We start from the raw sequence: 25778 nt of genomic DNA on the forward strand, positions 1-25778 counted from the left end.
GCCCGCGAGGTCTACCGCACCCTGACCAGCACACCAACCACACACATCACTCAAACCGAACTCGCTCCCGCGGCTTGACGCCTATAGGAGCATCCCGGAGTGGGAAGTCGGACCGGCCGACTTCCCACTCCGGAGCGGCGGTCGGCCGTGACCTGCCCGGCGGAAGGTCGTTGCGCCGGGCGTGAAGACGACCCGAGCCCTCGCCCTCCTCGCGACCGCCCTGTTCACCGCCGGCCTCGCGGGCAGCGCCAACGCCATCACCCCGATCCCCGCAGCCCAGAGCCCCGAGGCGGTCCTGCGGCTCACGGTGGCCCACGGCACGTCCCCGACCTCCGGCACGCCGCGCGTGGCCGCCCTCGACTGTCCGCCGGACGCCGCCACCACCCACCCCGACCCGATCACCGCCTGCCGGCTGCTCGACTCCGTCAACGGCGACCTCGACCGGCTGGACGTCGACCCGGGCGTCTGCACCGACCTGTACGACCCCTACACCGTGACCGCCAAGGGCGTGTACCGGGGGCAGCCGCTCTCCTTCCAGCACACCTACGGCAACCAGTGCGTCCTGCTGCGCACCACCGGCGCGTTCTTCGACTTCTGACCGGCTTCCGACCCCGCTTCCGACAGAGCTCCGATCGGCTTCTGAACGGCCGACCCCGCGGACGGCCGGGGAGCGCGACCTGGGATGCTCTCCTCGGCCGTTGATCACACGGAAGCGGGGGGACGAAAGAGCATGGAGACCGGGGAGACCAGGGAGACCGGGGAGATCGGTGCACTCCTGCGGGAACGGGAGGAGCGGGCGTGGCGACGGGCCCGGCGCTCCCGGGGCTGGGGGGTGAACGCGCTGGGGCTGCTGGCGCTCGGCGCGTGGCTGTGGGCGGTCGGGCTGGCCTTCCTGCCGGCCTCGCACGAGTTCCCGAACGGCCGCACGGTGCACTGCGGCTCGCCGGTGTTCTACGACTCCATCGGGAGGCGGGGGGCCTACGACCACTGCGCCGACGTCGCGGACAACCGGATGCGCGGCGCAGTCGGCGTCGGGCTGGCGACGCTGCCGCTCTCGGTGGGCTGGCTCTGGCGGACCGTCGGCACGCGCGTCCACCGCGCGGAGGAGCGGCCCTGAGCCGCCCTGAGCGGTCCTGGGCAGCCCTGAGCGGTCCTGAGCGGCGCCGACGACGCCCGGCCGCTCAGGACCGGAGGAGGCCCGGGCCGAGCGGCCTGCGGACCTCAGTTCCCGTCGCCGCCGTCGCCCCCGCCGCTCTCGACCTGGCGGGGCCGGGACTTCTGGTAGCGGCGCAGGACCTGCCCGGCGCCGACGGTGGCGGCCGCGACGGCGCGGGTCCACCGCGGGCCGCCGCGGTCGGCCCACACCACGCAGACGCAGCCGCCGACGACGAGTGCCAGGATGCCGATCAGCACCGCTCCGACCATGCCGGTTCTCCCTTGTTGTGCTTGTCCGTCCCCAAGGCGTGATGCCCCGGGCACGCCGGTGGTTCCGGGGCCCGGAACACGAACGGAACGTCAGTCCCCGCCGCCGGGCACGGGCATGGCGGCGGCGATCAGCTGGCGCAGGGCGCCATAGTAGACCGCGTGGTCGGTCACCACCGGCAGGTACTCCGCGAGGTGGCCGGCCAGCACGGGGTAGACGTCGGGGTCGAGGGCGGCGAGCGCGGTGCGGGTCACGGCGCGGGTGGCGGCGGGGTCGCGGTGGTCGACGAAGCTCGCGCTGCCGAGGGTGAGCAGGTACATCCGCCGGTAGGCGGTCATCGCCTCCGCCGGGGTCAGGCCGGCCGCGACGCTGTCGGCGAGCTGCGGTTCCACCAGGCGGGCGAGCAGGTTCCGGCCGAGCCAGGGGCGGCTGCCGCGCAGGGCGACGAGGCCGGGGTGGGCGGTCAGCAGGCGGTAGAGCGCGGTGAACCGGATCTCGGTGGCGTCGGCCCAGGCCGTGCCCGGCGCGATCACCGGCAGGCGCTCGGCGAGGTGGTCGGTGACCAGGTCGATCAGGCCCGCCAGGTCGGTGCAGCGGCGCTGCAGCGAGGCGACGGAGATGTCCAGCCGCGCGGCGAGGGTCCGGAAGCTGAGGGCCGCCGGTCCCGACTCGTCGACGATCGCCAGGGCGGCGACGGCGATGCGTTCGGGGGTGGCGCGGTCGAGGGCGGTGGATTGCCGGGGCATGCGTGACAGCGTACGGTACGGCGTACCGGTACGCCGTACCGGAACGGTGGAACGCGAACGTGGAGGCGGCGGACCATGGGACAGCAGCTCGACCATCAGGACATCAAGGCGGCCGCGGAGCGGATCGCGGGGCGCGTCCGGCCCGTGGCGCTCGCCCCGGGCGGCGCCGGGAACGGCGACCGGGACGGCGGGCCGTGGCTGGCCCTGGAGTACCTGCAGCACACCGGGTCCTTCAAGGCGCGCGGGGCGCAGAACTTCCTCCAGGCCCACCGGGAGGCCGGGTCCCTGCCGGACGCCGGGGTCACCATCGCCTCCGGGGGCAACGCCGGCCTGGCGTGCGCGTGGGCGGCGCGGCAGCAGGGCGTGCGGGCCACCGTGTTCCTGCCCGCCACCGCCCCGGCGGTGAAGATCGCCCGGCTGCGCTCGTACGGGGCGGACGTCCGGCTGGTCGGCGCGGAGTACGCCGAGGCGCTCGCCGCCTGCGAGGAGTACGCCGCGGCCACCGGCGCGCTGGCGAGCCACGCCTACGACCACCCGCTGATCGCGGCCGGCGCGGGAACGCTGCTGGAGGAGATCCACGGGCAACTCCCCGGCCTGGACACGGTGCTGGTGGCGGTGGGCGGGGGCGGGCTGTTCGCGGGGGTGGCCGCGGCCGCCCGCGCGCACGGCGTCCGGGTGGTGGCGGTCGAGCCGGAGGGCTCGCGCGCGCTGCACGCCGCCCTCGCGGCGGGCGGGCCGGTGGACGTCACGGTGGACTCGGTGGCCGGCGACTCCCTCGGGGCCCGGCGCGCCACCGCCCTGGCCGTGGACGCGGCGCGCGGCCAGGACGTCCGCTCCGTCCTGGTGCCGGACGCGGCGATCGTCCGGGCCCGGCGGACGCTCTGGGAGGACCGCCGGATCGCCGTCGAGCACGGCGCCGCCACCGCCCTCGCCGCCCTGCTCACCGACACCGAAACCGGGGAGGTCGGCGGCTACGGCTACCGCCCGGCCGCCGGCGAGCGGGTCTGCGTCGTCCTCTGCGGCGCCAACACCGACCCGGCCACCCTCACCGCCCCGGCCGCACCATGACCGGCAGCACCGGCACCACCGACAGCACCGGCAGCACAGGAACGGCCACGCTGCCGCCCGGTCGGTACCGCCCCGCCTACCCGCCCGCACCCTCCGCGCCACCGCCCGCACCGCCCTGACCGCCCGCCAGCCGGTCGCCGAGCGCGGTCCGCCGGTAGAGCACCTGACGGCCGACCCGGGCCCGGGCGACCAGCGCGGCGGCAAGCAGCACCCGCAGGTGCTGCGACACGGCGCTCGGGGTCACCCGCAGCCGGCGGGCGAGTTCGACGGTCGCCAGCGGCTCGTCGAGCATGGTGAGCAGCCGGGCCTTGGCGGCCCCGACCAGCGGCGCCAGCACCGCGAGCGCGGGGGCGTCGACGGCGGGCGGCCCGGACCAGAGGGTCGCCACGCCCCGGCAGGGGTAGCCGATCACCGGTGCGCCGTCCGCGCTGAGCGGCGGCGACGGCTTGTGGGCGAACACGGACGGGAGCAGCAGCAGGCCGCGCCCGGAGGCGGCGACGTGGTGGTGGCTGAGCATGTCGGTGATGTACAGGACGCCGCGGTGCCAGCGCAGGAACGGGTGCATGTCAGCGAAGAGCAGCCGGGCCCCGCCGACGGCGAGCCGGCGCGCCCGGTAGGTCATGTCGGCCTCCAGCAGGAGCCGCATCCCGGGCCACTCCGGCTGGAGAGCGATCTCCCAGTAGTGCTGGAGGAGTTCGCAGATCCCGTCACGCAGCCTCCGCACCTCGGCGTCGCCGCCGGCGAGGGCGGTGCGCAGCGGCTCGGGCGGCGGGTCCGGCAGGTGGGTGTCCACCAGGTCGCGGCGGACCGCCTCGGGGGCGGTGCGGCGGACGGCGGCCAGCTCCTCCTCGAAGGCGGGCGCGAAGGTCTCCGGACGCGGCGTGAGGAAGTCCGGCACGGTCCGCCGGGCGGCGACCAGGGAGAGCAGCAACCCGCGCTCGGAAGCCCCGAGTCCGCCGATCACCCGGAGCGCGGAGCGCCGCCACGGCAGGTGCACGGCGGACAGGCCGGGATCGCGCAGCACCCGCAGGCTGAGCACGGTCTCGTGCAGCGGCGAGAGGGCGAAGCGGGTGTCCGCGAGGTCCTCGACGCCCAACTCGAAGGTGACGACCATGAAGCGCCACGCTACATCCATTGCCGCCCGCGCGCTGCCCGCGCCACCCTCCTCGCATGACCCGCCGACTCCTCCTGCTGCTCTCCCTCACCTGCGCCGTCGGGGTGGGCACTATCTACTTCGCCCAGGCGATCACCCCGCTGATCGCCGCCGGCCTCGGCACCTCCAAGGACGCCGCCGCCTCGGTGGTGACGGCCACTCAGATCGGTTACACGGTCGGCATATTCCTCCTCGTTCCGCTCGGCGACCGGCTCCCCGGCCGCCCGCTGCTGGTGGCCCTGCTCGGGCTCACCGGCCTCGAGCTGCTCGCGGCGGGCTGCGCGCCGACGCTGCCGGTGCTGGTCGTCGTGAGCTTCGCCGTCGGCGTCACCACGGTCGCCGCCCAGGTGGTGTCACCGATGGCGGCCGGGCTTGCGCCCGCCGACCGGCGCGGGGCGGTGCTGGGCACGCTGCTGAGCGGATCCACCGGCGGGATGCTGCTGGCCCGCACGTTCAGCGGCACGCTCGGCGAGTGGCTGGGCTGGCGCGCCCCGTACCTGGCGGCGGGGGCGCTGACGCTGCTGCTCGCGGCCGCACTGACCCGGGCCCTGCCGGCCGTCACCGCCGTCGCCCCGCCCGTCCGCACGCCGTACCGGGCCCTGCTGGCCGCGCCGCTGCGGCTGCTGCGCACCGAGCCGGAGCTGCGCCGCTCGGGCTTCTACCAGGCCACGGTCTTCGCCGGCTTCTCCGCCGTCTGGACCTGCCTGCCGCTGCTGCTCACCGGCCCCCGGTACGGGCTGGGCGCCCCGGCGGTCGGGCTGGTGGCGCTGGTCGGCGCGGCGACGATGGCCTGCACGCCGTTCGCCGGACGCGTGGTGGACCGCCGGGGCGCCGACCCGGTGAACCTGGCCGCCCTGCTCGGCACCCTCGGCTCGGCCGCCGTGCTGCTGGCCGGCGGCGGGGGCGGCGCGGCGGGCCTGGCCGTCCTGGTGGCCGGCACGCTGCTGCTGGACGTCGCGATGCAGTCCGGCATGATCGCCAACAAGACCCGCGTGTACGACCTGCGCGCCGATGCCCGCGGCCGCCTCAACACGGCGTACATGACGTTCGGCTACCTCGGCGGCAGCGTCGGCTCCTGGCTCGGCCTGCGCGCCCACGCACTGGCCGGCTGGCCCGGCGTCTGCGCGCTGCTCGCCCTGCTCGCCGCCCTCGCCCTCGCCCGCCACCTCACCCACCGCCCCTCCCCACGCCCCGCCCGACGCCCCGCCCGACGCCCCGCCCGAACCGGAGCGTGCGCTTCTCCTGCCGAGCCCTCCACCACCCCACTAAAGTCGCGCACATGACAAGTAGTCGTCGGAAGCGCCTCCCCGCCCTCCTCGTCGCCGCAGCCGCGCTGGCCCTCGGCACCGGCACGGCGCAGACCGCCCACGCGGCCCCGGCCGGGATCACGGCCGAGGGACCGTACGTGATCTGGAACTACGTCACCCAGAAGTGCGTCGACCTCCCCGGCGGGGGCGGCGGCGTGCTCGACGGCCCGGTCAACCAGTACGACTGCAACGCCACCTCGAACGACAACCAGTTGTTCTACCTCGACGACAGCAACGGCGACGGCGACTACACCATCCGCAACGCCAAGGACAACCTCTGCCTGGACGTCCCCAACTACGGCCCGGTGTTCGCCGGGACCAAGGTCAGCGAGTACCCCTGCAACGAGACGAACGGCGACAACCAGCTGTACTACTTCGTCTACGAGGCCGCCTGGGACTCCTACCTGATCGTCAACCGCGCCAGCCGCCTCTGCCTCGACGTCGACGGCGTCCGGATCGGCGGCAACAACGCCCGCCTCACGCTCTACTTCTGCAAGAGCGACCCGGCCGTGGACGACCACCTCTGGCGCCTCTACCGGTAGCAGCCCGATAGCGTGTCCCCGCAACCGTCGAAACCGTCGCCCCCGCCCGCTCCCCCGACCGGAGGTCGCCCGTGGCCCGGCTCTACGTCCGCAGCGGCATCAACCCCGACGACCCGGACGCGCCCGTGGTGGCGCTGCTCGTCGACCCGGACGGCCCGCCCGGGGAGCGGGCCGTCGCCAAACTGGGCTGGTACGGGTACGAGGGGGACGGCGCGTTCCACCTGCTCCCCACCGACGGCTGGGCGGAGCACTCCCTCGACGGCGACCGGCTGACCGTCGTCGTGGCGGCCTACCCGTTCACGCTCCAGCAGATCGGCGCCGACCCGGAGGCCTTCCCGGAGCGCTCGCCCGCCCTGCCCGAGGCGGCGCTGGTGCTGCACGCGGACGCGGTGGTCGACCCGGGGCTGTACGCCCGGGCCGCCGCCGCGACCGCCGTGTTCAGCGCCGGCCCGGAGCTCGCGCTGGACGACGTGCTGGCCGGCGAGGACGCCTGGCCGGTCGTCCTCGCCCCGCCGCCGACCGAGGTCTGAGGCGCCGGCGGGCCCGATCAGCGGGCCCCGCCGGCCGGGCCTCACCGATCGGGCCCGCCGGCCGGCCCCTCGCGTCACGCCCCGCTGTGCCGGAGCATGTCCTCCCGCTCCACCACCTTGACCCGCTCGCGCCCCTCCGCCGCGCCCAGCGCGCGCTCGTGGGCGTCCAGCTCGTACCAGCCCTCCCAGGTGGTGAACCGCACCCCGCGCTCCCGCAGGTACCCGACGACCGCCTCCGGCTCCGGCTCGACGGCGCCGGGCAGGCGGCCCTCGGTGTGGTCGGCGAGCAGGCAGGCGACGGTCTCGTTGGCGTCGCCCTTGGTGTGCCCGATCAGGCCGACCGGGCCGCGCTTGATCCAGCCGGTCACGTACACGGCGTCCTGGTGCGAGCCGTCGGCGGCGAGCACCCGGCCGGCCGCGTTCGGGACGGTGCCGGAGATCGGGTCGAACGGCAGCTTGGGCAGCTCGTCGGAGTAGTACCCGATCGCCCGGTAGACGGACTGCACGTCCCAGTCGGTGAACCGGCCGGTGCCGCGCACGTTGCCGGTGCCGTCGAGCTCGGTGCGCTCGGTGCGCAGCCCGCTCACCCGGCCGTCCTCGCCCAGCACCTCCACCGGGGACTCGAAGAAGTGCAGGTAGAGCCGGTGCGGGCGGTCGCCGACGTCGCGGATGGCCCAGTTCTCGATGGTCGAGGCGACCATGTCGACGTGCTTGGCGCCGCGCCGCTCGGCGATCGAGCCCTCGTCGTACTCGATGTCCTCGGGGTTGACGATGACCTCGATGTTCGGCGAGTGGTCGAGCTCGCGCAGCTCCATCGGGCTGAACTTCGCCTGGGCGGGGCCGCGGCGGGCGAAGACGTGCACCTCCAGCGCCTTGTTGCGCTTCAGGCCCTCGTGGACGTTCGGCGGGATCTCGGTGGGCAGCAGCTCGTCGGCCGTCTTGGCGAGGATGCGGGCGACGTCCAGGGCGACGTTGCCCGCACCGAGCACGGCGACCTTCTCGGCCTCCAGCGGCCAGCTGCGCGGCACGTCCGGGTGGCCGTCGTACCAGGAGACGAAGTCGGCGGCGCCGTGCGAGCCGTCGAGGCCGACGCCGGGGATGTCGAGCGCGCGGTCGGCCATGGCGCCGGTGGAGAAGACCACGGCGTCGTAGAAGCGGTGCAGGTCGTCCAGCGTGACGTCGGAGGGGTAGTCGACGTTGCCGAACAAACGTATCTGCGGCTTGTCCAGCACCTGGTGGAGCGCGGTGATGATCCCCTTGATCCGCGGGTGGTCGGGCGCGACGCCGTACCGGATCAGCCCGAACGGCGCGGGCATCCGCTCGAAGAGGTCGATGGAGACCCCGGGCTGCTGGGCGGCGTCGGACTTCAGCAGGGCATCGGCGGCGTAGATGCCGGCGGGGCCGGCGCCGATGATCGCGACGCGGATCGGGCGGGTCATGGCGGGACGATCCTCCGAACGGGAGCGGATGTGGCAGGGCGGACGGGCGAGGGTGCCCCACACCCACCCAACTGTGCCGGACCTCGCCACTGTAGGCGGTGCGGATCTATGAGGTCATAGAGCAAACCTATGGCCGATCCGGGAACAACACCTGATCGCCCTGCTCGCACAAGGTCCAAAAACCGCCCCCCGCAGCGGCCTCCGCATGCCCTAGCGTGGCCCACGCACCACGACATGAGGTCTAGACCATAGAGTGGGGAATCATGAATTCGCGCGCTTCGAAGGCCCGTTGGACCGCATCGCTGGCGGCAGCCGCAGCGCTTCTGCTCACCGGCACCGCCGCCGGAACCGCCACCGCCGACCCGGCGCCGAGCCCCCAGAACGGCACCTCCGTGGGCTGGCGGGCGCTCGGGCTGGCCCCCAGCCCGGAGGGGACGAAGGCGTACGTCGTGGCGGCCGACCGGAACGGCAGCCGCACGCCGGTCGTCCTGCGGACGGTGGACCTCCACAGCGGCTCGGTCGTCGCCGAACTGCCGCTGGCCGAGGACGGCACCGCCGGGAACCCGGTGGTCAGCCAGGACGGCCGGCGACTCTACGTGATCGTCGCGAACCACCTGGTGGCCGTGGACACGGCGGCCAACACCGTACTCTCCCGCACCCCGGCGCCGGAGCAGGACCGCCCGGCCGGCTGGTCGCCCGGCGTGCTCACCGGCCTCGCGGTCAGCCCGGACGGCTCGAAGGTGTACGTCGGACAGAACGGTCCGCTCGCCGTCGGCCAAGGGGTGCGGCCCGGGCGGGTCCTGGTGTTCGGCCCCGGCCAGGGTGCGTTCACCGGCTCCCTGGCGCTGCACGGCTACAACGCGAGCGGCCTCACCCTCCAGGCGGGCGGCGCCGCGGCCTACGTCGGGAGCGACGCCGGCATCGAGCACCTCGACACCACCACCGCGATCCCCACCTTCCTGCGCACCGTCCAGCGGGTCGGCGCCACCAAGGAACTGGCCGCCTCCCCGGACGGCCTGCGCCTCTACGCCCTCGGCGCCCAGACCTCCACCGGCACCGGGTACGCCGTCAACACGCTCACCGACGTCGCCAGGCCGATCTTCACCTTCGCGAACGGGCCGGTCGACCTCCACTACGTGGCGGTGAGCCCGGACAGCGGGCGGCTCTACCTGCTCAAGGACAGCTGGACGCCGCAGGCCTCGGTGCTCGCCTACGACACCGCGACCGACGCCAACCTCCCGGGCGAGACGCTCACCGGCTTCGGCCTGGACGGCGTCTCGGCCACCGCGGTCGCCCCCGGCGGGCACACCCTGCTGCTGGCGGGGATCCGCGGCGACGGCTCGTACCTGAAGACCGTCGCGTTCTGATCCGTCCCACCGCTCCGGCCCGGCTCCGGCGGACACACCCGCCGGAGCCGGGCCGGTAGACGCACCGGCCGGCCCACCCTGTCCGTCCTGTCCGTCCCATCCGTCCGGTTCGCCCCGCCGTCACCCGCATCACGCACTCCCGATCCGCCCGGGCCGAAGCCCCCCACCCGCCGGGCCTTGCCCCGCACCTTCCGCCGACCCCTCCGGCGGACCAGTGCGACGACCGGCGGGCCGTCGCGAACGAACCATGCGGGCAACCTGCCGCCCCGAGAGGTTCCCCCCAGCCCCCGGCAGCCTGTCAACGCGTCAAGCCGCGCTCCGACTTGCCTCTTTGGGCAATCCCGGCCTCCCCAAGGGGAATCCTCGGATCCCCTTGGGTCGAGCGCCCGCCCCGCCCCGCCCCGACGACCGGGGCCCGGGCTCCGACGCAGGTCACGGCCGCTCGCCTACCGACCGACAGCACGTCTACTGAGGCTGGAGGGACGAGGGTTGACACCGGAAGTTGGTCTAGTCCACCGTAGGGGAACACGCGTTTGACGAGGCCGGAACAGTCAGCGGCACTCCTTGTCGGACGAGGAAACCACTCCCTCACCACTCCCCGGGGCCCTGCCCCGCACCGCCATTCCCCGCGGCCCGTCCCTCCGCCCGGCTCCCTCCGCCCCGGCGCGCGGTCGACGACCGTCCCGACTCCCCGACCCGACCCTTGGAGTGACGTGATGCCGAAGCCCGACGGGTACCTGTTCCGGGCCGCTTCGGAGCGCCCCTACTTCAGCAACGACGGCGAGTCCTACCTCGCCGCCACCGCGCTGAAGGACATCAGGAAGCAGCGCCCGTTGCGCGTCCTGTCCGAGGAGCAGTTCACCTTCTGGCAGACCTACGGCTACGTCGTCGTACCGGAGGCGATCCCCGCCGAGGCCGCCCGCGCACTGCTCGACTTCGCCTGGGAGTTCCAGGGCCTCGACCCGGAGCGCCCGGAAACCTGGTACGAAGAGCGGGACTTCCGCGACGAGCTGGACCGGCACCTGCACATCTACGGCTTCGTCGAGGCCTACCAGCACCAGCTCATCTGGGACAGCCGGCAGGCCCGGCGGGTCTACGACGCCTTCGTCGACGTCTGGGACTGCGAGGAGCTCTGGGTCACCCTCGACCGGCTCAACCTCAACCCGCCGAACGTCAGGAACCGCGACCGCGCGCTGATCGAGCCCACCGACGAGGGCTTCGACATCGAACTGCACTGGGACGTCGACTCCACGGCCGGCATGCTGCCGCAGCGCGTCCAGGGCATCATCGCCCTCAACGACACCGCGCCGGACCACGGCGGCTTCCAGTGCGACCCCGAGCTGTTCCGCCGGTTCAACGCGTGGCAGGCCGCCCAGCCGGCCGACCGCGACCCGATCCGCCCGGCCGTCGACCGCACCGAGTTCCCGGTCGTGCGGCCCGAGTTGAAGGCCGGCGACCTGCTGATCTGGAACGGCATGCTGGCCCACGGCGTCGCCGCCAACACCTCCGCGGGCGGGGTGCGCTCCGTCCAGTACCTGTCGATGATGCCCGCGCTGGAGGAGCACGAGGAGCTCCGGGCCTCGCGCGTCGACTCCTGGCGCCACCTCTCCACGCCGACCTGGAACCGCACCCTCGTCGGCGACCACCGCCTCCACGAGTCGCTGCGCTACGGCCCGGCCGAACTCACCGGCCTCGGTGCCAAGCTGCTCGGCCTGGAGTCCTGGGACACCGCGGCCCCGGCCGGGGACGGCGAGGAGTGAACGGGGACACCGCCGTGCGCGACGTCTGCCTCGCGCTGCCCACCAACCGGTTCTGCGTCCCGGCCATCGCCGCCGTCGGCGAGGAAGCCGCCTGGGCCGCCCGCGAGTTCGGCGTCCGGGTGCACCTGCTGATCCTCGACTCGGCGGACGCCACCACCCGCGCCGACCACGCCAAGGCGGTCGCCGAGCTGCCCGTCGGCCCCGGCGTCGTGGTCCACCACCTCGACGAGGAGCGACAGCGCGCCTTCCTGCGGGCGGCGATCGACCGCGCCCGCGCCGAGGAACCCGCCCTGACCGCCGGCGCCGACCACCTCCTGCGCCTGATGCTGCCGGACACCGTCTCCTACGGCGCCTGCACCAACCGGGCGTTCCTGCTCGCCGCCGCCCTCGGCTGCTCCTCCCTGCACCGCCGCGACTCCGACAGCAGCTACCAGTGGCTGCACGGCGAACCGGTGTTCCCGATCCACCACGAGCTGCGCTCGATCGGCCGGCGGGCCGCCGACGCCGCGCCCGGCGTCACCCACCACACCCTGGACCCGGTGCACGCCGAGAAGCCGGTCGCCCTGGTGGGCGGCTCCTTCGTCGGCGAACTCTCCGTCGACATCGGGGAGATCCGCACGCTCGACCCGGCGGTCTACGAGGAGGTCGTCGGCCTCTGGGCGCCCGCCGACCACGACGCCGAGCAGCGCCGCGAGCTGGTCGCGGACTCCTTCGTCGGCAACGGCACCGCCCCGTTCACCGACGACCGCGCGGTGCTCGACCTGCCCGACATCTGGCGGATCGACATGTGCAACATCGCCCTGGACCGCGAGGTGTACGAGCGAGTGCCGCTGCCGCCCGCCACCGACACCATCGGCAGCGACTACCTGCTGCACCACCTGGTCCTCCACTCCGCGCTGCCCGGGGTCACCCACAACCGCAACATCGTCAACCACTACACGCCCGAGCGGCGCGGCGACGCCGGATTCACCGCCTACCAGCTGCGGTTCACCAAGTTCCTGCTGTCCATGCTCTACCTCTACCCGGTGTACGACGCGCTGGAGCGGGCCGGAGGTTCGCTGCTCGACGCCGACCACCACCTCCGCCCGGAGCCGGTCGCGGAGTACGCCCGCGCGGCGGCCGGCGCGGACCGCACCGAGAACCACCGCCGACTGGCCGTCGTCGACCGTGCCTACCGCGAACTCGGCGGCCGGTACGCGGCGTTCGCCGACCACCTGGTGCCGCTGCGCGCGCGACTGCTGGACGAGGCGCAGGCCGACATCGAGGCGTTCGCGCTGCTCGTCGACGCCTGGGCGCCGCTGGTCCGCGCCGCCCGCGCCACCCCGCTCGGCGGACCGACCGCCCCCGGAGCCGGCCGGAGCGCCGACCATGCCTGACTACGGACGCCTGCGCGCCGCCCTGGCCGCCGGCGAGGACGACCGGATCATCTTCGACCTCGACGGCATCGAGGCCCAGTACGACGCCCTGCTGCGCGAACTTCCGGGCGTCGACGTCCGGTTCGCCATGAAGGCCTGCCCGGTCGACGAGGTGCTCGACTGCCTGGCCGCCCGGGGCGCCGGCTTCGACGCCGCCGGTCCGCAGGAGATCGCCCAGGCGCTGCGCACCGGCGTGCCGGTCGAGCGGATCCACTACGGCAACACCGTCAAGTCCGACCGCCACATCGCCGAGGCGTACCGGCTCGGCGTGCGCGACTTCGCCACCGACAGCCTGGCCGACGTCGCCGCGCTCGCCGAACACGCCCCCGGTGCCCGGGTGTTCTGCCGGCTCGCCACCACCGGCGAAGGCGCCCTGTGGGGGCTGAGCCGGAAGTTCGGCTGCTCGCCCGAGGACGCCCTCCGGGTGCTGACGGCGGCCCGGGACGCCGGACTGGTCCCGGCCGGCCTGTCGGTGCACGTGGGCTCCCAGCAGCTCACCTCGGAGGCCTGGCAGCACGCGGTGGAGACGCTCGGCGCGGTGATCGAGGAGGCCAACCGCCACGGCATCCTGCTGGACCACGTCAACCTCGGCGGCGGCCTGCCCGCGCTCGGCGTGCTCGACCGGCGCGGCCTCCCGCTCCACCCGCCGCTCGACAAGATGTTCACGGTGATCCGGGAGGGCATGCAGCACCTGCGCGAGGTCTCCGCCGGACCGCTGGAGTTCCTGCTGGAGCCGGGCCGCCACCTGGTCGCCGACCACGGCGCGATCCGCGCCCAGGTCACCCGACTGACGGACCGTCAGCAGCTCGACGGCGAGCGGTCGTACTGGCTCTACCTGAGCTGCGGCAAGTTCAACGGCCTGTACGAGATGGACGAACTGCGCTACCGGCTGGAGTTCCCCACCCGCACCGGCTCCCCGACCGTGCCCGCCGTGGTCGCCGGCCCCACCTGCGACAGCGACGACGCCTACGCCGACGAGGGCGCCGGCCTGCCCGTCCCCCGGGACGCCGCCTCCGGCGACCCGGTGTGGATCCTCTCCTGCGGCGCCTACGCCACCGCCTACACCACGCGGGGGTTCAACGGCTTCCCACCGCTCCCCTACAGCTGCGTCCGGGCGGCCCGCCCGGCCGACGCACCCGGCCCCGAGAGAGACCCGCACTAGATGTCCCCGCACCACCCCACCGACCGGCACGACCCCACCGACCGCCACCACCCCACCGACCGGCACGGCGCCGCGCTCGACGGCACCCGGCTCGACGAGGACCTCCTGGTCCGCCCCGTCGCCGAGCCCGACTGGGCCGAGATCGTGCCCCTGGAGGCCCGCGCCTACGCCGACAGCGGCCTCTCCGAGGGCGGCGAGGCACTGCGCTCGCGCCACCGCGCCGCCCCCGACTGCTGCTTCACCGTGGAGCACAAGGGCGAGTTCGGCGGCTACCTGCTCGCCCTGCCCTACCCGCTCGGCCACTCCCCCGACCTCGGTCGCGCGGAGTCCCCGGCCACCCGCGCCTCGACCAACCTGCACGCCCACGACCTGGTCGTCACCGAACGGCTGCGCGGCCACGGCCTCGCCCCGCGGCTGCTCGCCTTCCTCGCCGACACCGCCCGCGCGCGCGGCTACGCCACCGTCTCGCTGGTCGCCGTACGCGGCAGCGAGGTCCTCTGGGCCCCGCTCGGCTACCGCCCCCACCCCGAGGTGGACCTGCCGGCGAGCTACGGCGAGCGCGCCGTCTACATGTCGATGCCGCTCCGATAGCCGGCCCGCGCCCTCCGCTTCCTCCCCGCAACGACCTCCCCCACAACGCTCTCCCCCACAACGAATCGGGCTGATGCACATGCTCCGCGTGCGCGATGACTTCCTGCGAGCACACCTTGCCATCGCAGCACTGTTCTGCTTCCTCGGCTTCCAGTACGCGACCTGGGTCTCCCGCCTCCCCGCCCTGAAGACCCGGCTGGACCTGGACGACGGCCGGATCGGCCTGCTGCTGATGGTCTGCGGCATCGGCGCCGCCGTCTCCTTCCCGCTCGTCGCCTCGGCGATGAAGCGGTTCGGCTCGCGCTCCCTCGCCACCGTCTCGGCGATCGGCCTCGGCCTCGTCCTGGCCGGCCTCACCCTGGCCCCGAACTACCCGGTCCTGCTGGCCGTGGCCTGCCTGGACGGCGTCGCCGTGGGCTTCCTGAACGTCGCGATGAACGCCCAGGGCGCCGCCATGGAGCTCCGCTTCCAGCGCACCGCGATGTCCAGGCTGCACGCCACCTTCAGCGCCGGCTCCCTGCTCGCGGCCCTGCTCGCCTCCGGCGTCACGGCCGTCACCACCACGCTCTCCGCCCACTTCGCGATCGCCGCCGCCGTGCTCGCCGTGCTGCTCCTGCTCGCCCAGACCGGCATGCTGGCGGACGAGCCGGCCGCCGAGGCCGCCGCCGAAGCGCCCGCCGACGCCGGCCCGGCCAAGCGCCGCGGCATCCCGCTCCCCTCCCGGATCACCGTCTGGATGGGCCTCGCGATGGTGTTCGGCACCGTCACCGAGGGCGCCATGAACGACTGGTCCGCCCTCTACCTGGAGAACGTCGTCCAGGCCTCGCACCAGCTGGCACCGATGGGCATCGCCGTCGTCTCGGTGATGATGGTGCTCGCCCGGCTGTTCGCCGACGGCTGGCGCACCCGCTTCGGCGACGGCCGGATCGTGCGCGTCGGCAGCACGGTGGCCGGGCTCGGCCTGGCGCTCGCCCTGCTGGCCGGCGGCGTCGTGCCGACCCTGATCGGCTTCGCCTGCGTGGGCCTGGGCGTCGCCGCCGTCACCCCGTGCGTCTACGTCGCCGCCGCCCGCCAGGGCTCCGACGCGCTCGCCCTGGTCGCCGCCACCGGCACCACCGGCCTGCTCGCCGGCCCCGCCCTGATCGGCTTCATCGCCAACGCCAGCAGTCTGGTCTGGGGCATGGGCGTGGTCGCCGCGTCGGCGCTGGTCGTCGCGCTCTGCGCCACCCGGATCCGCTGGCCCTCCCTCGACGCGGACGCCGACGCCGCGCCCACCGCCGCCCTCAGCGAGGCCTGACCGCCCCCCCCCCCCCCCCGGGCCCCCCCCCCCCCCCCCCCCGGGGGGGCCCGCCCCGCCCCCCCCCCCCGGGGGCCCCCCCCCCCGGGGGGGGGGGGGGGCGCCGCCCGTTCCCCCGAAAACCCGTCGCCCGCGGGCCGCCGCACGGCATACGCTCGCCGGATGAGCACGCGCACCTTCCGCATCACCGTCCGCGGCGTCTTCGACGGTCTCACCCCCGAGCAGCAGGAGGAGTTGCGGTCGCGCGCGGCCGAGCACGACATCCTGTTCGCCGCGTTCACCCCCGAGGGCCACCTCAGCTACGACCTGAGCGCCCGCGCCGTCTTCACCTTCCGCTACCAGGACACCGGCGAGGCCGAGGAGGACATCCTCGACGCCACCGAGCGCGCCGAGCGGTCCGCCCGCGCCTGGCTCGACGAACGCGGCTACGGCTACAAGAACCTCCGCTCCCAGGCCGAGGACCTCTCCCAGGCCCCGCTCGGCAAGCGGCAGCGCCGCGCCGCCCGCGACGCCTGAGCGCCGAGACCCGACACCCGAAATCCGATGCCGGCGGCCCGAGCCCCGGGGGAAAGCCCGCTGCGCCTGCTGCGCGAGCGGCCCGGGCTGCCGTTCGGGATCCACCTCACCCTGGTGTGCGACACCGACGAGCCCGGGTTCCGCTGGGGCCCGGTCGCCCCGGCCGCCGCCGTCCCCGCGCTGCTCGACCCCGTCGGCCGGCTCCACCCCGCCACCCCCGACGGCCGGGCCCGGCTGCTCTCCGCACTCCCGCCGGGTCCGACCGAGTGGGCCGTCCACCCGAGCCTCGCCACGCCCGCCACCCGCCCGGGCGACGGCGGCCGGCGGGTGCGCCGCTCCGACCACGCCTTCCTGCTCGCCCCGCGCACCCGCGCGCTGCTCGCCGAGCACGGCATCACGGTGACCGACTACCGCCCCCTGCGGGCCCACTGGCCCCGACCGACCCACCGGGGCACCACTCCGGCGTGATCCTCCCGGCGGTGCGCTCCGGCGCGAGCCCTGTGGTCTGTACCACCCTGAAGCTTCGGCCGGCGTACGCCGTCGGACTCCCAGAAGGTCGGCACACGGCCTCCTTGGCAGGCCTCCACCAACATGTCATTGTCAATCATCACGTCAGATCCTTTACTCCCAAGGGGAGTTGTGGCGATCGACGCTAGATGCCGAGTCGCCGTGCGCTCTCGCGAAACCCGGTTCAGCACGCTTTCCATTTCCGGTCATCCCCACCCCCACACCCCCACCCAGCCGACCGACCACCAGCGGAGAACCCCATGCCGGACCTCGATCTCAACCTGCTCGTCGCCCTGGACGCCCTGCTGGAGGAGGGCAGCGTGACCGGTGCCGCCGAACGGCTGCACACCTCGGCCCCGGCGATGAGCCGCACGCTCGGGCGGTTGCGCCGGGTGCTCGGTGATCCGCTCCTGGTCCGGGCCGGGCGCGGGCTGGTGCCGACACCGCGCGCGGTGGAACTGCGCGCCGAGGTCCGCGCCCTGGTCAGCCGGGGCCAGGCCCTGCTGATACCGCCCGCCGCCGCCGAACCGGCCGAGCTCAACCGCCGCTTCACCCTGCAGACCGGCGACGTCCTGCTGACCACGATCGGCGCGGCCCTGCTCGCGACGGTCCGCGCCCAGGCCCCGACCGTGACCCTGCGCTTCCTCGGGGACGACCTGGAGGGCACCAGCGCGATGCGCGACGGCCTGATCGACCTGGAGGTCGGCGTCACCGACCACCTCGACCCCGAGACCCGCACCGAACCCCTCGCCACCACCCGCCTGGTGGGCATCGCCCGCACCGGCCACCCGCTGACCAACGGCGCGCCCCCGACCGCCGAGGAGTTCGCCGCCGCCGACCACCTCACGGTCTCCCGGCACGGCCGCGGCCCCGGCCAGGTCGACCAGCGCCTCGCCCAACTCGGCCTCGCCCGACGCGTGGTGGCCAGCGTGCCGAGCTATCCGGCGGCACTCTTCCTGCTCCGCGACACCGAACTCGTCGGCCTCGCCCCGGCCCGTCTGGGCACCCCGGCGGCGGAGGCCCTCGGACTGGCCACCTTCCCCCTCCCGGTCGACCTGCCCGACGTGGTCCTGAGCATGGCCTGGCACCCGCGCAACGACCAGGACGCCGGCCACCGCTGGCTGCGCGACATGGTCCGCGGCGTCGTCGCCTCCCCCGCCGGCCCGCCCCGCCAGCTGCCGGCGCTCACCCTCCCGGACCCCGCACGCCCGGCCCCCCGCCCCGCCCTGACCGCCCGCTGACCCCACCCGGCCCCACCCGGCCCCACCCGGCCCCAGCGGCCCGACCGGCCCGGCCGTCGGCCCCCACCGACACCGCGGCGGCGCACCACGGGCCCCTGCCCCGGTGCGCCGCCGGATCGCGCGTCGGCCGCTACGCCGTCCGGCGCAGCAGCGCCAGGTACATCGCGTCCGTGCCGTGCAGGTGCGGCCAGAGCTGGACGTCCGGGCCGTCGCCGAGGGACGGGACGCCGGGCAGCAGCGGCCGCGCGTCGATCCACTCGACCCGGGCGCCCTCGGTGCGCAGGACGTCGTCCACCACCGCGCGGGTCTCCGCGAGGTGCGGGGAGCAGGTGGCGTAGCCGACCACGCCGCCGATCCGGGTGGCCTCGACGGCCGAGCGCAGCAGGTCGCGCTGGAGCGGGCCGAAGGCGGCGACGTCCTGGGGGCGGCGGCGCCAGCGGGCCTCGGGCCGGCGGCGCAGGGCGCCGAGGCCGGAGCACGGGACGTCGACGAGGACGCGGTCGAAGCCGCCGGAGCGCCAGGCGGGGCGGGTGCCGTCGGCGGCGATCACGGTGTACGGGCCGGGGTTGCCGGCCAGCGCCCGGGCGACCAGCCGGGCCCGGTGCGGCTGCTTCTCGCTGGCGACCAGCGCCGCGCCGCGCTCGGCGGCGAGCGCGGCGAGCAGCGCGGCCTTGCCGCCGGGGCCGGCGCAGCCGTCCAGCCAGAGCCGGTCCGGGCCGTCCAGCGGCGCCGCGGCGAGCGCGAGGGCGACCAGCTGGCTGCCCTCGTCCTGGACGCCGGCCCGGTTCTCCTGCACGGCCGCGACCGAGCCCGGGTCGCCGCCCTCGGCCAGCCGCAGCGCGAACGGGGACCAGCGGCCCGGCTCGACCTCCGGCAGCGCGTCGGCCAGCTCGCCGACGGCGGCCCGGCCGGGGCGGGCCACCAGGGTGACCTCGGGGCGCTCGTTGTCCGCGCGCAGCAGCCGCTCCACGGCGGCGCGCCCGGCGTCGTCCGGCTGCCAGCGGCCGAGCGAGTCCCACAGGGCGGCGACCACCCAGCGCGGGTGGGAGTGCACGACGGCGAGGTGGTCCTCGGCGTCCTGGTCGTACGGCGGGGCGACCCGCTCGATCCAGGCGTCCAGGTCGTGGGCGCTGATCCGGCGCAGCACGGCGTTGACGAACTTGGCCTTGCCGTCGCCGAGCACCACCCGGGCCAGCTCGACGGTGGCCGAGACCGCCGCGTGGCTGGGGATGCGGGTGGTGAGCAGTTGGTGGGCGCCGAGCGAGAGCACGTCGAGGACCGGCGGGTCGACCTTGCTGAGCGGGCGGTCGATGCAGGCGGCGATGACCGCGTCGTAGGTGCCCTGGAGCCGGAGGGTGCCGTAGACCAGCTCGGTGGCGAGGGCCGCGTCGCGGCGGTCCATGCCCTTCTGCTCGGCCTCGCGGAGCAGCGAGGGGAGGATGAGGTTGGCGTAGGCGTCGCGCTCGTCGACGGCGCGCAGGGCGCGGAAGGCGACGATGCGCGCCGGGTCCTTCTTCGGGCGCCGGTGCGGGCGCGGGGCGCGCTTGCCGCCGGACGCGCCAGTGGTGCCGGAGGTGCCGTGGGTACTGCCGGGCGTGCTCATGGGATGTGCCTCAAAGTGCTGCGGGGGCTATTTCTGGATCTCTCGAACAGTAACGCGAAAAACCGGTCACGGCCGGTCACGGCCGCTCTCGGCCGGTCTCAGCCGGACTGGCCCAGCCGCTCGCCGGACTCGATGCGCGCGCCGCGCGCCCAGTCCGCCGCCCGCATGGCCTTCTTGCCCTGCGGCCGCACCTCGCCGAGCTCCACCTCGTGGCTGCCGGTGCCGACCCGGACGCTGTTCTTGCCGACGGCCAGCTCGCCCGGCGCCAGATCGGCGGCCCCGGGCAGCAGCCGCACCGGGCCGGTGACCTTGAGCCGCTCGCCGCGGAACTCGGTCCAGGCGCCGGGGGCGGGGGCGCAGCCGCGCACCACCCGGTCGACCCGCAGCGCGGGCGCGGTCCAGTCGATCCGGGCGTCCTCGACGGTGATCTTGGGGGCGAGGGTGATGCCCTCGGCGGGCTGCGGGACGGCGTGCAGGGTGCCGTCGGCGATGCCGTCCATGGTGGCGGCGAGCAGCCGGGCGCCGGAGTGGGCGAGCCGCTCCAGCAGGTCACCGCTGGTGTCGGCGGGGCGGACCTCCTCGGTGAGCACGCCGAAGACCGGCCCGGAGTCCAGGCCCTGCTCGATCAGGAAGGTGGACGCGCCGGTGACCTCGTCGCCGGCCATCACCGCGTGCTGGACGGGGGCGGCGCCGCGCCAGGCGGGGAGCAGCGAGAAGTGCAGGTTGACCCAGCCGTGCGCGGGGATCTCCAGGGTGCCGGGGCGCAGCAGGGCGCCGTAGGCGACGACCGGGCAGCAGTCGGGCGCGAGCTCGGTGAGCCGGGCGACGAAGTCGGGATCGCTCGGCTTCGCCGGCTTGAGGACCTCGATCCCGGCCTCCTCGGCGCGCTGGGCGACGGGGCTGGCGACGAGCTTGCGGCCGCGGCCGGCGGGGGCGTCGGGGCGGGTGACCACCGCGACGACCTCGTGCCGGTCGGAGGCGAGCAGGGCGTCCAGGGCGGGAACGGCGACCTCGGGGGTGCCGGCGAACACGAGGCGCATCAAGTGCCTTTCTGCAGTACGGAGTTGGCTGGTTCGAAGGAGGGTGTCAGCGCGCCGCGCCGAAGGTGCTGTGCGGGGAGACCTTGACCACCGGCGCGGGGCCGGAGCCCCAGTCCGACTCGCGTATCGCCTTGAGCGCGGCCTTGCGCCGCTCGGTGTCGAGGCGGTCGATGAAGATGATGCCGTCGAGGTGGTCGGTCTCGTGCTGGATGCAGCGGGCGAGCAGTTGAGTGCCCTCGATGGTGACCGGGTCGCCGTACATGGTGAAGCCGCGGGCGACGACGCCGTGCGCGCGCCGGGTGTCGTAGCGCAGGCCGGGCAGCGAGAGGCAGCCCTCGGGGCCCTCCTGCTCCTCCTCGCTGAGCGACAGGTCGGGGTTGATCAGGTGACCGGTGACGCCGTCCACGTGGTAGGTGAACACCCGCAGGGAGACGCCGAGTTGGGGCGCGGCCAGACCGGCGCCGGGGGCGTCGAGCATGGTGTCCGTGAGGTCCTTGACGAGGGTGCGGAGCTCCTTGTCGAAGGTGGTGACGGGCCGGGCGGTGGCGCGCAGGACGGGGTCTCCGAAGATGCGGATCGGCTGGATCGCCACGGAAGCGGGCTCCTGTCCGTCGGGGTCCGGGGTGCGGGGGTCTGGCTGCTGGCGGCGAGCGGGCCGAGCAGCGTGCGCGCGGCCGTCGGCCAGTCTATGCAATCCGCCCGGACCGGGTTCCGGCACATCCCGCTCGCCCCGCCTGCGTGACCCCGGCGGGCGGTCCGGCGTTGGTCAAGTGGAATTGACCGTGGCCGGAGCGCGCGGGAAGGACGCTCCGGCCGAGCGAACCGTACGGAAGGTGGCACGTAGGCCATGGCCGAGCAGATCAACCACGACGCCCGGGCGCGGGCGAGCCTGCACCTGCTGGTGCGGGACATCGAGCGGGTGAGGCGACAGGTCGACGCCCTGCGGACGCTCACCGCCCAGTTGGGCAACGTCTACCGGCCGCGCCGGCCCAGCACCTCGGCGGGCTTCGTGGTGTACGGGCGGGCCCCGGCGCCGACGGTGCGCCTGGCGCAGGAGCTGCGGGAGAGCGTGGAGACGCTGGTGGCGGCGGCGGTCGAGTTCGACCGCGCGCTGGGCTTCTCCTGGGACTCGGTGGGCTCGGCCCTCGGGGTCACCAAGCAGGCGGTGCACCGCCGGTACGGCATGCGCCGGCCGACCAGTGAGCTGCTGGCGGCGGGCGGCGCGGTGCCGAGCCCCAGCCGCCCGGACCGCTCCGAGGAACTGCCCGGCCACACCCCGGCGGTCGCCCACGGGCCGGTCCACCCGCCGGAGCGCGACCGCTCCCCCGCCCCGACCGGACTCGCCGCGACCGTCCCGGCCGCCCGCCAGGGCGGCCTCGACCGCACCGCCCTGGACCGCCCCAGCCTCGACCGCACCACCATCGATCGCACCGCCCTCGACCGCACCGGCGTCCCGCTGCGCGGCTGACGCTCCCGGACGCCGGGTGGGGGCCGCGGTACGGACACCGCGCCCCTCACCCGACGTCCGCCACCCCGACGTCCGCCACCCCGACGTCCGCCGCCCGACGTCCGTCAGCCGATGTCCGTCAGCCGATGTCCGTCGGATCGATCCGCACCTTGACCGTCTCCGGCGTCCGCAGCGCGATCCGCGCGATCTGCGCCGCCTTCAGCGCCGCCGCCAGCGCCGCGCCCTGCCCGGGCGGCACCCGCAGCAGCGCGCGCTCCTGCTCCTCCCCCCGCAGCGCCGGCACCGGCACCGGCCCGAGCACATCCGCCTCGTCCGGCAGCCGGACCAGGTTCAGCAGGTCCGCCACCGCCGCCGGACTGCCGGTCACCGAGGCCATCCGGGCGACCGGTGGGAAGTGCAGCTGCGCGCGCTCGTCCAGCTCCAGCCCGGCGTGCCCGAGCGGGTCCCAGCGCACCAGCGCCTGCACCGGCCGCGCCGTCGGCTCGGCGACCACCACCACCGTCCCGCCCTCGGCGGCCGGCCGCACCAGCGCGGCGGCCGCCAGCCAGAGCCGCAGCGCCTCCTCCCCGGCCCGCAGGTCGGGCCGGCTCAGCAGTGCCCAGCCGTCCAGCAGCAGTGCCGCCGCGTACCCGCCGCCGCCCTCGACGACCGGCTCCGCGCCGGGTGTGGAGATCACCAGCGCCGGCTCGTCCGGGACGGTGGGCAGCACCGCGTCCCGCCCGGAGGTGCGCACCGGAACGCGCGGGAACGCCTTGCCCAGCTCCTCCGCCGTCCGCCGGGCGCCGATCACCTGCGCCCGCAGCCGGAACGAGCCGCACTCCGGGCAGTGCCAGTCCCGCTCCTCCTCGCCGCACCACTGGCAGCACAGCGGCGCGTCCGCCCCGGCCGCTTCCAGCGGGCCCTCGCAGCGCCGGCAGCGGGCGGGCGTGCGACAGCGCCCGCAGGCCAGCCGGGGCACGTAGCCGCGCCGGGGCACCTGGATGAGCACCGGCCCGCCGGCCGCCAGGCCCTCCCGGGCCGCCTCCCAGGCGACCGAGGGCAGCCGGGCGGCCTGCGCGGCGGCGTCCCGGTGCTGGTCCTGGTCGGTGACGGTGCGAACCCGGGGCGCGGTGCGGCGGACGGTCTCCCGGTCGGCGGCCAGCGGCCGGGCCCAGCCGGTGCGCACCAGCTGGGCGCCCTCCACGGTGACGACGTGCCCGCCGAGCAGCACGGCCGCGCCCTCCTCGGCGGCGCGCAGCAGGGCGACCTCCCGCACGTGCGGGTGCGGGCTGCGCGGGTCGCTGTGGCTGGAGTCCCCGTCGGACCAGACCACCACCAGCCCGAGGTCGTGCACCGGCGCGAACATCGCGGCCCGGGTGCCGATGGCGGCGCGCGCCGAGCCGCGGCTGACCTGCAGCCACCGCCGGTAGCGCTCGCGCGGGCCGAGGTCGGCGGCCAGTACGGCGTGCCCGCCCTCGCCGAGCAGCTCGGTCAGCGCCCGGTCGACCCGGGCCACCGAGCGGCCGTCCGGCAGCACCACCAGGGCGCCGCGCCCGCCGGCCAGGGTGGCGGCGACGGCGCGGGCGACCTCGTACGGCCAGCCGGGCCCGGGCAGCGCCGTCCAGACGGCCCGGGGCGAGCCGCCGCCGGCCAGCGCGGCGAGGAAGTCCGGGCCGGCCGGGTAGCGGGACCAGCCGCCGGGCGCGGGCGCCGGCGGGCGGGGGCGGGGCGGCGGCGAGGGCTCGGCCTCCGCCTTGGCGTGCCGGGGCGGCACCGCCAGCTGCAGCACGTCGGCCAGCGTGCCCGCGTACCGGTCGGCGACGGTGCGGCAGAGCCGCAGCAGCGGCGGGGTGAGCACCGGCTCCGGCGAGAGGACCTGGGCGAGCGGGGCGAGCGGGCCGGGGAAGTCGCTCTTCTCCAGCCGGGCGACGATGAAACCGTCGTGCAGCTCCCCCCCCTCACGCTGCCCTTTGACCACACGCGCCCCGAAACGCACCCGGACCCGCACACCGGGCTGCGCATCCTCGGCCATCGCGGCCGGTACCTCGTAGTCGAAGAACTTGTCGATCGTGAGCACGCCCTTGTCGACGACCACCCGGGCGACCGGCAGGTGCTCGGCCCGCTTGGCGCCGCGCCAGGTGCGCGGCTTGGCCCGGCGGACCGTCTCCCGGATGAACGCCAGCTGCTCCGGCGCCCCGCCCTCGTCACTCCCCTGCGTGCTGCTCATCGCCCCAAGTAGTACCAGGTCCCACCGACAAAACGGCAGGTGGCGGCCACCCGGTGCTCCGGGCGGCCACCACCTGCCGTCTGACGGTCGGATCCGCCGATCAGGCCTCGACGGCCTTCTTCAGCTGCTCCACGCGGTCGGTCCGCTCCCAGGTGAAGTCCGGCAGCTCACGGCCGAAGTGGCCGTACGCGGCGGTCTGCGAGTAGATCGGGCGCAGCAGGTCCAGGTCGCGGATGATCGCGGCCGGACGCAGGTCGAAGACGTCGCTGACGGCCTTCTGGATGGTGAGGACCGGCACGGTCTCGGTGCCGAAGGTCTCCACGAACAGGCCGACCGGCTCGGCCTTGCCGATCGCGTACGCGACCTGCACCTCGGCGCGGCGGGCGAGGCCGGCGGCGACGATGTTCTTCGCCACCCAGCGCATCGCGTACGCGGCCGAGCGGTCCACCTTGGACGGGTCCTTGCCGGAGAAGGCGCCGCCGCCGTGGCGGGCCATGCCGCCGTAGGTGTCGATGATGATCTTGCGGCCGGTGAGGCCGGCGTCGCCCATCGGGCCGCCGATCTCGAAGCGGCCGGTCGGGTTGACCAGCAGGCGGTAGCCCTCGGTGACGAGCTTGATGCCCTGGTCGGCCAGCGCCTTCAGCTCCGGCTCCACGACGAACTCGCGGACGTCCGGGGTGAGCAGCGACTCCAGGTCGATGTCGCTGGCGTGCTGGGTGGAGACGACCACGGTGTCCAGGCGCAGCGCCTTGTCGCCGTCGTACTCGATGGTGACCTGGGTCTTGCCGTCGGGGCGCAGGTACGGGATGGTGCCGTTCTTGCGGACCTCGGTCAGGCGGCGCGACAGGCGGTGGGCCAGGGTGATCGGCAGCGGCATCAGCTCGGGCGTCTCGTCGGACGCGTAGCCGAACATCAGGCCCTGGTCACCCGCACCCTGGCGGTCCAGGTCGTCCCCGTCGCCCTCGACCCGGGCCTCGTACGCGGTGTCGACGCCCTGGGCGATGTCCGGCGACTGGGCGCCGATCGACACCGAGACGCCGCAGGACGCGCCGTCGAAGCCCTTCTTGGAGCTGTCGTAACCGATCTCCAGGATCTTGTCCCGGACGAGCTGCGCGATCGGCGCGTACGCCTTGGTGGTCACCTCGCCGGCCACGTGCACCTGGCCGGTCGTGATGAGCGTCTCCACCGCGACCCGGGAGGTCGGGTCCTCGCGGAGGAGAGCGTCAAGGATGGTGTCGCTGATCTGGTCAGCGATCTTGTCGGGGTGTCCCTCGGTGACGGACTCCGAGGTGAACAGGCGGCGAGACACAGCGCTCCCTGGGGTTGCAGCGGCTGCTGACTGAAAGACCCCGGACGGATCCGGGGGCTTCCGGAAAGACTTGATTCCTGGAGTGTAA

Annotated in this window: 25 protein-coding genes; 16 read left to right on the plus strand and 9 right to left on the minus strand. The window is 75.0% G+C overall.

The window, feature by feature from the left end; genetic code table 11:
- Positions 1-181 precede the first annotated feature (181 nt).
- Both ACFC0B_RS32885 and ACFC0B_RS32890 read left to right on the plus strand, forming a co-directional pair.
- Positions 182-598, plus strand: coding sequence for an SSI family serine proteinase inhibitor (locus ACFC0B_RS32885; RefSeq protein WP_376094269.1), 417 nt, complete (start codon positions 182-184; stop codon positions 596-598).
- A 132-nt stretch (positions 599-730) separates the two neighbouring features.
- Positions 731-1117 (plus strand): hypothetical protein, encoded by a 387-nt coding sequence (locus ACFC0B_RS32890; RefSeq protein ID WP_376094272.1) that lies wholly within the window; start codon positions 731-733, stop codon positions 1115-1117.
- Between the two features lie 104 nt (positions 1118-1221).
- On the opposite strand, the gene ACFC0B_RS32895 is transcribed toward ACFC0B_RS32890, so the two are convergent.
- Together ACFC0B_RS32895 and ACFC0B_RS32900 are read right to left on the minus strand one after the other, a co-directional pair.
- Positions 1222-1425: a hypothetical protein gene (locus tag ACFC0B_RS32895; protein ID WP_376094275.1), complete on the minus strand. Its 204-nt coding sequence runs from the start codon at positions 1423-1425 to the stop codon at positions 1222-1224.
- A 90-nt stretch (positions 1426-1515) separates the two neighbouring features.
- A complete protein-coding gene (locus ACFC0B_RS32900; RefSeq protein ID WP_376094277.1) occupies positions 1516-2169 on the minus strand; it encodes a TetR/AcrR family transcriptional regulator in 654 nt (217 codons plus the stop codon).
- Positions 2170-2244: 75 nt separating this feature from the next.
- On the opposite strand from ACFC0B_RS32900, the gene ACFC0B_RS32905 reads away from it, so the two are divergent.
- The gene (locus ACFC0B_RS32905) at positions 2245-3237 is read left to right on the plus strand and encodes a serine/threonine dehydratase (RefSeq protein WP_376094279.1); all 993 of its coding nucleotides are present in this window, start codon (positions 2245-2247) and stop codon (positions 3235-3237) included.
- A 76-nt stretch (positions 3238-3313) separates the two neighbouring features.
- Here ACFC0B_RS32905 and ACFC0B_RS32910 read toward each other — a convergent pair whose 3' ends face one another.
- Complete coding sequence (locus ACFC0B_RS32910) at positions 3314-4351, minus strand: helix-turn-helix domain-containing protein (protein WP_376094281.1); 1038 nt, start codon at positions 4349-4351, stop codon at positions 3314-3316.
- 56 nt (positions 4352-4407) lie between these two features.
- Here ACFC0B_RS32910 and ACFC0B_RS32915 point away from each other — a divergent pair, with 56 nt between their 5' ends.
- From ACFC0B_RS32915 to ACFC0B_RS32925, 3 genes are all read left to right on the plus strand, one after another.
- Complete coding sequence (locus ACFC0B_RS32915) at positions 4408-5673, plus strand: MFS transporter (protein ID WP_376094284.1); 1266 nt, start codon at positions 4408-4410, stop codon at positions 5671-5673.
- On the plus strand, positions 5670-6239 hold the full coding sequence (locus tag ACFC0B_RS32920; RefSeq protein ID WP_376094287.1) for an RICIN domain-containing protein: 570 nt from the start codon (positions 5670-5672) through the stop codon (positions 6237-6239). The genes ACFC0B_RS32915 and ACFC0B_RS32920 overlap by 4 nt, the downstream gene beginning before the upstream one ends.
- 71 nt (positions 6240-6310) lie before the next feature.
- On the plus strand, positions 6311-6769 hold the full coding sequence (locus ACFC0B_RS32925) for a hypothetical protein (RefSeq protein ID WP_376094290.1): 459 nt from the start codon (positions 6311-6313) through the stop codon (positions 6767-6769).
- A 74-nt stretch (positions 6770-6843) separates the two neighbouring features.
- On the opposite strand, the gene ACFC0B_RS32930 is transcribed toward ACFC0B_RS32925, so the two are convergent.
- Complete coding sequence (locus ACFC0B_RS32930) at positions 6844-8208, minus strand: FAD-dependent oxidoreductase (RefSeq protein ID WP_376094293.1); 1365 nt, start codon at positions 8206-8208, stop codon at positions 6844-6846.
- A 263-nt stretch (positions 8209-8471) separates the two neighbouring features.
- Here ACFC0B_RS32930 and ACFC0B_RS32935 point away from each other — a divergent pair, with 263 nt between their 5' ends.
- The 9 genes from ACFC0B_RS32935 (at position 8472) to ACFC0B_RS32975 (ending at position 18064) form a co-directional block, all read left to right on the plus strand.
- Entirely contained in the window at positions 8472-9575 is a 1104-nt protein-coding gene (locus tag ACFC0B_RS32935) for a YncE family protein (protein WP_376094295.1), read from the plus strand.
- 716 nt (positions 9576-10291) lie between these two features.
- Positions 10292-11335 carry a phytanoyl-CoA dioxygenase family protein gene (locus ACFC0B_RS32940; protein WP_376094298.1) on the plus strand — a complete coding sequence of 348 codons (1044 nt, stop codon included), beginning with the start codon at positions 10292-10294 and terminating at the stop codon, positions 11333-11335.
- Positions 11332-12711 carry a DUF6271 family protein gene (locus ACFC0B_RS32945; protein WP_376094301.1) on the plus strand — a complete coding sequence of 460 codons (1380 nt, stop codon included), beginning with the start codon at positions 11332-11334 and terminating at the stop codon, positions 12709-12711. Before ACFC0B_RS32940 ends, ACFC0B_RS32945 begins: the two co-directional genes overlap by 4 nt.
- Positions 12704-13912 carry a type III PLP-dependent enzyme gene (locus ACFC0B_RS32950; protein WP_376094304.1) on the plus strand — a complete coding sequence of 403 codons (1209 nt, stop codon included), beginning with the start codon at positions 12704-12706 and terminating at the stop codon, positions 13910-13912. The genes ACFC0B_RS32945 and ACFC0B_RS32950 overlap by 8 nt, the downstream gene beginning before the upstream one ends.
- The gene (locus ACFC0B_RS32955) at positions 13913-14503 is read left to right on the plus strand and encodes a GNAT family N-acetyltransferase (protein WP_376094307.1); all 591 of its coding nucleotides are present in this window, start codon (positions 13913-13915) and stop codon (positions 14501-14503) included. It abuts the gene before it with no gap.
- Positions 14504-14582: 79 nt separating this feature from the next.
- Positions 14583-15800: an MFS transporter gene (locus tag ACFC0B_RS32960; protein WP_376094544.1), complete on the plus strand. Its 1218-nt coding sequence runs from the start codon at positions 14583-14585 to the stop codon at positions 15798-15800.
- Between the two features lie 162 nt (positions 15801-15962).
- A complete protein-coding gene (locus ACFC0B_RS32965; RefSeq protein WP_376094310.1) occupies positions 15963-16316 on the plus strand; it encodes a DUF6204 family protein in 354 nt (117 codons plus the stop codon).
- 27 nt (positions 16317-16343) lie between these two features.
- The gene (locus tag ACFC0B_RS32970) at positions 16344-16784 is read left to right on the plus strand and encodes a hypothetical protein (RefSeq protein ID WP_376094313.1); all 441 of its coding nucleotides are present in this window, start codon (positions 16344-16346) and stop codon (positions 16782-16784) included.
- Between the two features lie 299 nt (positions 16785-17083).
- Positions 17084-18064 (plus strand): LysR family transcriptional regulator, encoded by a 981-nt coding sequence (locus ACFC0B_RS32975; RefSeq protein ID WP_376094316.1) that lies wholly within the window; start codon positions 17084-17086, stop codon positions 18062-18064.
- Positions 18065-18194: 130 nt separating this feature from the next.
- On the opposite strand, the gene ACFC0B_RS32980 is transcribed toward ACFC0B_RS32975, so the two are convergent.
- From ACFC0B_RS32980 to def, 3 genes are all read right to left on the minus strand, one after another.
- Entirely contained in the window at positions 18195-19667 is a 1473-nt protein-coding gene (locus ACFC0B_RS32980) for an RsmB/NOP family class I SAM-dependent RNA methyltransferase (RefSeq protein ID WP_376094319.1), read from the minus strand.
- A 98-nt stretch (positions 19668-19765) separates the two neighbouring features.
- The gene (gene fmt / locus ACFC0B_RS32985) at positions 19766-20707 is read right to left on the minus strand and encodes a methionyl-tRNA formyltransferase (RefSeq protein WP_376094322.1); all 942 of its coding nucleotides are present in this window, start codon (positions 20705-20707) and stop codon (positions 19766-19768) included.
- Between the two features lie 46 nt (positions 20708-20753).
- Positions 20754-21299, minus strand: coding sequence for a peptide deformylase (gene def, locus ACFC0B_RS32990; protein WP_376094325.1), 546 nt, complete (start codon positions 21297-21299; stop codon positions 20754-20756).
- A 255-nt stretch (positions 21300-21554) separates the two neighbouring features.
- On the opposite strand from def, the gene ACFC0B_RS32995 reads away from it, so the two are divergent.
- The gene (locus tag ACFC0B_RS32995) at positions 21555-22175 is read left to right on the plus strand and encodes a hypothetical protein (protein WP_376094328.1); all 621 of its coding nucleotides are present in this window, start codon (positions 21555-21557) and stop codon (positions 22173-22175) included.
- A gap of 118 nt (positions 22176-22293) precedes the next feature.
- Here ACFC0B_RS32995 and ACFC0B_RS33000 read toward each other — a convergent pair whose 3' ends face one another.
- Together ACFC0B_RS33000 and metK are read right to left on the minus strand one after the other, a co-directional pair.
- On the minus strand, positions 22294-24381 hold the full coding sequence (locus ACFC0B_RS33000) for a primosomal protein N' (protein WP_376094331.1): 2088 nt from the start codon (positions 24379-24381) through the stop codon (positions 22294-22296).
- Positions 24382-24481: 100 nt separating this feature from the next.
- The gene (gene metK / locus ACFC0B_RS33005) at positions 24482-25690 is read right to left on the minus strand and encodes a methionine adenosyltransferase (protein WP_376094334.1); all 1209 of its coding nucleotides are present in this window, start codon (positions 25688-25690) and stop codon (positions 24482-24484) included.
- Positions 25691-25778: the final 88 nt, after the last annotated feature.

This window comes from Kitasatospora sp. NPDC056184 (genome assembly GCF_042268405.1).
Classification (GTDB): Bacteria; Actinomycetota; Actinomycetes; order Streptomycetales; family Streptomycetaceae; genus Kitasatospora.